Below are 5,188 nucleotides of genomic sequence, written 5' to 3'. Positions count from 1 at the left end.
AGGCCGGGCCGGTCGGGGGGCAGGCCGGGCCGGCCGGGCAGCGCGTCGGGGCGTGGGCGCCGGCTCACCGCTCCGCCCGCCGATCGGGCAGCTCGCGCAGGCCGAGCCCGCGGGCCAGCCGCTCCCGGGCGTGCCGCAGGTTGGCGCGGACGGTCTCCACCGGGCGGTCGAGGTAGGCGGCGATCTCCAGGTCGTCCAGGTCCAGCACGTAGCGCAGGATCACCACGTCGCGCTGGCGGTCGGGCAGCGCCAGGATCGCGCCGTAGAGGCCGACCTGGTCGGCCTCGCTGCGCAGGCTGTCGCCGGCCAGCTCCTTGAACCGGCCGATCACCGCGGTGAAGGTGGTGGCCTCCACCTCGACCTGGTCCAGCGGCCAGACCCAGTCGTGCAGTTGGGACTTGAGCAGCCGCCAGGCGTAGGCGGCGGGCACCGGGTGGCGCAGCGCGTGCGGCCACTGGCGGGCGAGCTCGGCGGTCATCGCCGCGACCACGAGCTCGGCGTCGGCCTGGTTGCCCACCCTGGTGCGGGCGAAGGCGAGCCAGGCGCGGCCGTGCAGTTCGCAGAACACCTGGTAGGAGAGCCACAGTCGGGCGTTGACCGGATCCTCGCCGGTGCCGTCCACCGCCGGCCCTCCCGGGCGCCCGGGTGTGCGGCCGCCCTTGTCGATCGTCATCGGTCCTGCCTTCGTCGGTCCTCGGCGTACGGTCGGCGGTGGGCCTCGCCGCCGCGGCGGGGGTGTCGTTCGCGCGTCGGAACCATGGAACCAGAGCGGAGTACCCCGGGTGCAAGACAAGAACAGTTTGTGATACTCCGATGATCCCACCGACTGACAGTGTGTCATATGACTCTGGCATAGGATCTTTTGGTTTGTCAGCACGGGGTCGGGGGTCGTGAGGGATCATGGATCCCGTCCGATCGCCGCAGGATCGCCGAGGAGGGGGAGGATGACCGACTACGAGGGCGTCAACCTGGAGGTTCACCGTGCGCACTCCGCGCGGATGTACGACTACTTCCTGGGTGGGGTGACCAACTTCGCCGCCGACCGGGAGGCCGCCGGGAAGGTCAAGGCGGTGCTGCCGTTCGCGGAGCTCTCGGCCCGGGTCAACCGGGCCTTCATGCACCGCTCGACCAGAGCTCTGGCGGAGGCCGGGCTCGACCAGTTCCTCGACGTCGGGACCGGCATCCCCACCTCGCCCAACCTGCACGAGATCGCGCAGCGGGTCAACCGGTCCGCCCGGGTCGTCTACGTGGACAACGACCCGATCGTGCTGGCGCACGCCAAGGCGCTGCTGATCGGCACCCCGGAGGGCCGCACCGCCTACGTGCAGGCCGATGTCACCGACGCCGCCGCGCTGCTCGCGTCCGCGCAGCTGCAGGAGGCGTTGGACTTCTCCCGGCCGATCGCGCTCAGCCTGAACGCGCTGCTCCACTTCGTGCCCGACGAGTGCGGGGCGCACGGGATCGTGGAGCAGCTCAAGGGGGCGCTCGTCTCCGGCAGCGCGCTGGTGATGAGCCACGCGACCGAGGACTTCGCGCCCGCCGAGATCGCCCGGGCCCTGCAGATCTACCGGTCCGCCGGCACCCAGGTGCAGGCCCGCAGTCGGGCCGAGTTCGAACGCTTCTTCACGGGTTGGGAGTTGGCTGCTCCCGGGGTCGTGCCGAGCCCGCGCTGGCGCCCGGACGGCGCCGGGCCGCACGGGGTGAGCGACGAGCAGGCCTCGGTCTACGCGGCCGTCGCGCTGAAGCCCTGAGGTTCTGCCTGACTCATCGTCAACATCCCGCCCTGGCACGGCTGTTCGTCAGGACGCCTCGGCCAGCGAGACGAACGGGTCGTGGTGGATCCGTTCCAGCGGGACCCCGGCCCGGGTGAGCACCCGGGCCGCGGTGACGATCATCGGGGCCGGGCCGCTGAGGTAGGCGTCGTGGTGCTGCCACGGGCCCGCCTCGGCCAGCACCTTGGGCAGGTAGCCGACGCCGCCACGGGCGTCCTGGTCGGCGATCGCCGCCCGGATGGTGAGCCAGCGGTGCCGCTGGGACATCAGCAGCAGGTCGTCCAGCCCGTACAGCCCCTCGGCGGTGCGGGCGCCGAGGAAGAGCTCGACCCGCCGCTCCGCGCCGTCGAGCGCGGCCTGCTCGACCAGTGCCCGGATCGGCGCCAGCCCGGTGCCGCCCGCCACGCAGACCACGTCGCGCCGGCCGGTCGGGTCCAGCACCATGTCACCCTGCGGCGCGCCCAGGCGCAGCAGGTCGCCCACCGCCGCCCGGTGCACCAGCGCCCCGCTCACCCGCCCGCCGGGCACCGCCCGGACGTGGAAGGTCACCGTGCCGTCGGGCCGCGGCGCGTTGGCGGGGGAGTAGTAGCGCCACACCTTCGGGAACCACGGGGTCTCCAGGCTGGCGAACTGGCCACCGGTGAACGGGTAGGGCAGCTCGGGGCGGACGGTCAGCTCGGCGATGTCCAGCCCGTGCCGGCGGTGCTCGACGATCCGGGCCGGCCAGACGGCCGGACGCACCGCGGCGTCGGCCCGGGCGGCCTCGTCCATCGCCGACGCCACGGTCCGGTAGGCGCGGCTCCAGGCGGCCGCGGTCTGGGCGTTCCAGGCGGGGCCCGCGTAGTGCTGCAGGGTGGCCAGCAGGCACTCGCCCACCGCCGCGTAGTGCGCGCTCTCGGTGCCGAACTTGCGGTGGTCGCGTCCCAGATGGGCACAGAACCGGGCCAGGTTGGCCGGATCGTCCACCAGGTCGACGATCAGCAGCAGGGCGCGCAGCAGCCGGTCGTGCTGGACGTCCATGTCGGTCGGGAACAGTTCGCGGACCGCCGGGTAGCGGCCGAACAGGGTCGCGTAGAAGAATCCCGGCAGATTGTCGGCATGCGGTTCGACCACGGACAGGCTCGCCCGGATCAGCGCGCTGTCGGTGGCGGAGAGCGGACCCGCGGCCGTGGGCCGCTGCGGCGGCACCGTGGCACTCGGGCCCGGCTGCTGCGGTGCCGCGGCTCCCTGGGCCCACCAGCCGCCGCCGGGGCCGCCCGGCGCGGCCGGTCCGGCGGGCGCCGGGGCGGGCTGCGATATCGGGGACGCAGGGACCTCGGTGCCGGCGCGCTTGGCGCGGAACTTCACGGTGGAGCACTCCTGTCCAGCTCATCTCCCCCCGGAGCTGTCGCTGTACGGCCAGAAACGGTCCGATTCTGCCCATAGTCCCGATGGGCCTCGCAAGCAGCACCCAGTGAAGCATTTGTGAAACCGGCCGGTAGGGCTGCCGGCGGCGGTCTATCCGGGAATTCCCGGAAATCTCCCAGAGATTCGAGAGAATCCCGGACACCATACCGTGCTCCGGGCGCTCGTGCTGACGAGGCGTCAGATGACTGCTCGGCCAAGGGAGGCGAGCCGGTCCGCGCCGGTTTTGCCCGCCGATGGCCGGGCTGGTGCCGCGAGTTGATCGACTCGGCCTGTGACGCGTGTAGACCGCCCGCCTCCAGGGCTGGATCGCCGGCCGCCGCGTGCCTGCCGGCCGTCACCAAAGAGCAACTGATGGGTTGCGCATTGCGGGCGGGACGTGCAACCTTTGGGTAGCACGTTCCGACGAGGCGAGTGAGGCAGCAGTGATCCCTGACACGATCGAGCGCACCATCGTGATCAATGCTCCCGTGGAGCGGGTCTGGTCCGTGTTGACCGAACCCACCTTCCTCGGGCGCTGGTTCGGCAGCGGGGAGGCGGTCAAGATCGACCTGCAGCCCGGTGGCCTGCTGGTTTTCGACCACGGCGTTCACGGCGTCATTCCGGCGCGGATCGAGACGGTCGAGCCGCCGCGGGTCCTCTCCTGGCGGTGGTCGCAGGGCGCCGCCGGCGAAGAGCCGGACGACACCAACGCGACCCTGGTCGAGTTCACGCTGACCGAGGACGAGCTCGCGGGAGGCACCCGACTCACCCTGGTCGAGAGCGGCTTCGCACGGCTCGGCCTGCCGGTGGACGAGGCGACGGAACGGCACCGCGCGAACAGTCGGAACTGGCCCGGCAAGCTCGAGCAGCTGCACGCGGCCTGCGAACAGACCGGGGCATGAGCAACGGCGCCGAGGCCGGTCAGGGCCCCGAGGACGTCCTGGTGGCGCTGGCCGACCGGACCCGACGCGAGGTGCTCGCCATCATCGTGCGCGAAGGTGGCGCCACCTCGACTTCGCTTGCTGCCAGCCTCCCCGTCACCCGCCAGGCCGTGGCCAAGCACCTGGCCGTCCTGGAGCGCGCCGGGCTGGTCCGCCCCCGCCGAGTCGGACGCGAAGTCCAGTACGAAGCGGATCTGCAGCCGCTGCAGCGCACGCGGCAGTGGATGGACACGCTGGCCGCCGCGTGGGAGCACCGCCTTGACGCGCTCAAGGACCTGGCGGAAGGAAACGGCCCGCGCTGAGCCGGCGGGGGCGCCTCACGAGGACCGCACAGAGGATTTGTCGGGCGTTCTCAGTCGGTCAGCGCCATGTCCTCGCGGGCCGGCAGGCGCTCGCTCTCCGCCACCGCGTGCAGCTCGGCGGACAGGTCGAGGCGGCGGCAGAGCAGGTAGTAGGCGCTGCCCGCGACGGCGATGCCGACGGTGCCGAGGGCCAACCCGAGGACGCTCGCCAGTACCGTCACCGGCCGGCGCTCACCATGCGTCCGGGCGGGTGGGCTCGCCAGCGGTGCTGTCCGGCGGCGGCGGGACCGGGCGCAGCCGGGCCCAGGCCGCGAAGGCGGCGGCCGTGGCCAGCATGGACAGCCCCACCCAGAGGTTGACGTTCACCCCGCCGGCCCGGTCGAGGTCCCGGGGGGAGGTGAAGGCGGCCCCCAGCACGGTGAGCACGGCGCCGTACACGGTGAAGAGCAGCGCCAGTAGCCAGCGCAGGTCGAACATGGCAACGGCCTCCCGGCGGTGAGGTTTCGATGACCGGACTCGCTTACCAGAACAGCACGTTGAGGACGGTGGCCAGGACCAGCGCGCCGACCCCGAGCAGCACCGGACTGCGGTACCAGCCGGTCTCCTGCCACTCGGCCGCGACCGCCGCCTCGGCCACGACCGCCGCTTCGGCCACGACCGCGGCGTCGACCCCGGCCTCGACCGCGGTCTGCGGCCGGACCGCCTCCGCCAGCGTGCCGCCGCCCGCCGGCTCCAGCTCCCCGGTCGGTTCCGCGCCGCCGGTCGGCCGCGCCTCGCCCGCCGGCCC

General features: G+C 72.9%; 8 protein-coding genes. 3 read left to right on the top strand and 5 right to left on the bottom strand.

Annotated features, from left to right (window positions below):
* Positions 1 to 64 precede the first annotated feature (64 nt).
* On the bottom strand, positions 65 to 673 hold the full coding sequence (locus ACQRUO_RS38530; RefSeq protein WP_428320843.1) for an RNA polymerase sigma factor: 609 nt from the start codon (positions 671 to 673) through the stop codon (positions 65 to 67).
* Positions 674 to 944: 271 nt separating this feature from the next.
* On the opposite strand from ACQRUO_RS38530, the gene ACQRUO_RS38525 reads away from it, so the two are divergent.
* Positions 945 to 1,751: an SAM-dependent methyltransferase gene (locus tag ACQRUO_RS38525; RefSeq protein WP_428320842.1), complete on the top strand. Its 807-nt coding sequence runs from the start codon at positions 945 to 947 to the stop codon at positions 1,749 to 1,751.
* Between the two features lie 48 nt (positions 1,752 to 1,799).
* Here the strand turns inward: ACQRUO_RS38525 and ACQRUO_RS38520 are convergent, their stop codons facing one another.
* Positions 1,800 to 3,119 (bottom strand): globin domain-containing protein, encoded by a 1,320-nt coding sequence (locus ACQRUO_RS38520; protein ID WP_428320841.1) that lies wholly within the window; start codon positions 3,117 to 3,119, stop codon positions 1,800 to 1,802.
* 482 nt (positions 3,120 to 3,601) lie between these two features.
* Between ACQRUO_RS38520 and ACQRUO_RS38515 the strand changes: the two genes are divergently transcribed.
* Together ACQRUO_RS38515 and ACQRUO_RS38510 are read left to right on the top strand one after the other, a co-directional pair.
* Positions 3,602 to 4,060 carry an SRPBCC domain-containing protein gene (locus ACQRUO_RS38515; protein WP_428320840.1) on the top strand — a complete coding sequence of 153 codons (459 nt, stop codon included), beginning with the start codon at positions 3,602 to 3,604 and terminating at the stop codon, positions 4,058 to 4,060.
* Positions 4,057 to 4,401: an ArsR/SmtB family transcription factor gene (locus ACQRUO_RS38510; protein WP_428320839.1), complete on the top strand. Its 345-nt coding sequence runs from the start codon at positions 4,057 to 4,059 to the stop codon at positions 4,399 to 4,401. Before ACQRUO_RS38515 ends, ACQRUO_RS38510 begins: the two co-directional genes overlap by 4 nt.
* A 50-nt stretch (positions 4,402 to 4,451) precedes the next feature.
* On the opposite strand, the gene ACQRUO_RS38505 is transcribed toward ACQRUO_RS38510, so the two are convergent.
* The 3 genes from ACQRUO_RS38505 to ACQRUO_RS38495 form a co-directional block, all read right to left on the bottom strand.
* On the bottom strand, positions 4,452 to 4,622 hold the full coding sequence (locus tag ACQRUO_RS38505) for a hypothetical protein (RefSeq protein ID WP_428320838.1): 171 nt from the start codon (positions 4,620 to 4,622) through the stop codon (positions 4,452 to 4,454).
* A 10-nt stretch (positions 4,623 to 4,632) separates the two neighbouring features.
* Complete coding sequence (locus ACQRUO_RS38500) at positions 4,633 to 4,878, bottom strand: hypothetical protein (protein WP_428320837.1); 246 nt, start codon at positions 4,876 to 4,878, stop codon at positions 4,633 to 4,635.
* A gap of 43 nt (positions 4,879 to 4,921) precedes the next feature.
* Positions 4,922 to 5,188, bottom strand: a 267-nt coding sequence (locus tag ACQRUO_RS38495; RefSeq protein WP_428320836.1) for a hypothetical protein, incomplete at its 5' end; no start/stop codon positions are given.

It is taken from the genome of Kitasatospora sp. LaBMicrA B282 (assembly GCF_050325825.1).
Classification (GTDB): Bacteria; Actinomycetota; Actinomycetes; order Streptomycetales; family Streptomycetaceae; genus Kitasatospora.
The sequence above is the reverse complement of the archived record's forward strand: the minus strand, read 5'-3'. Positions and strand labels throughout refer to the sequence as shown.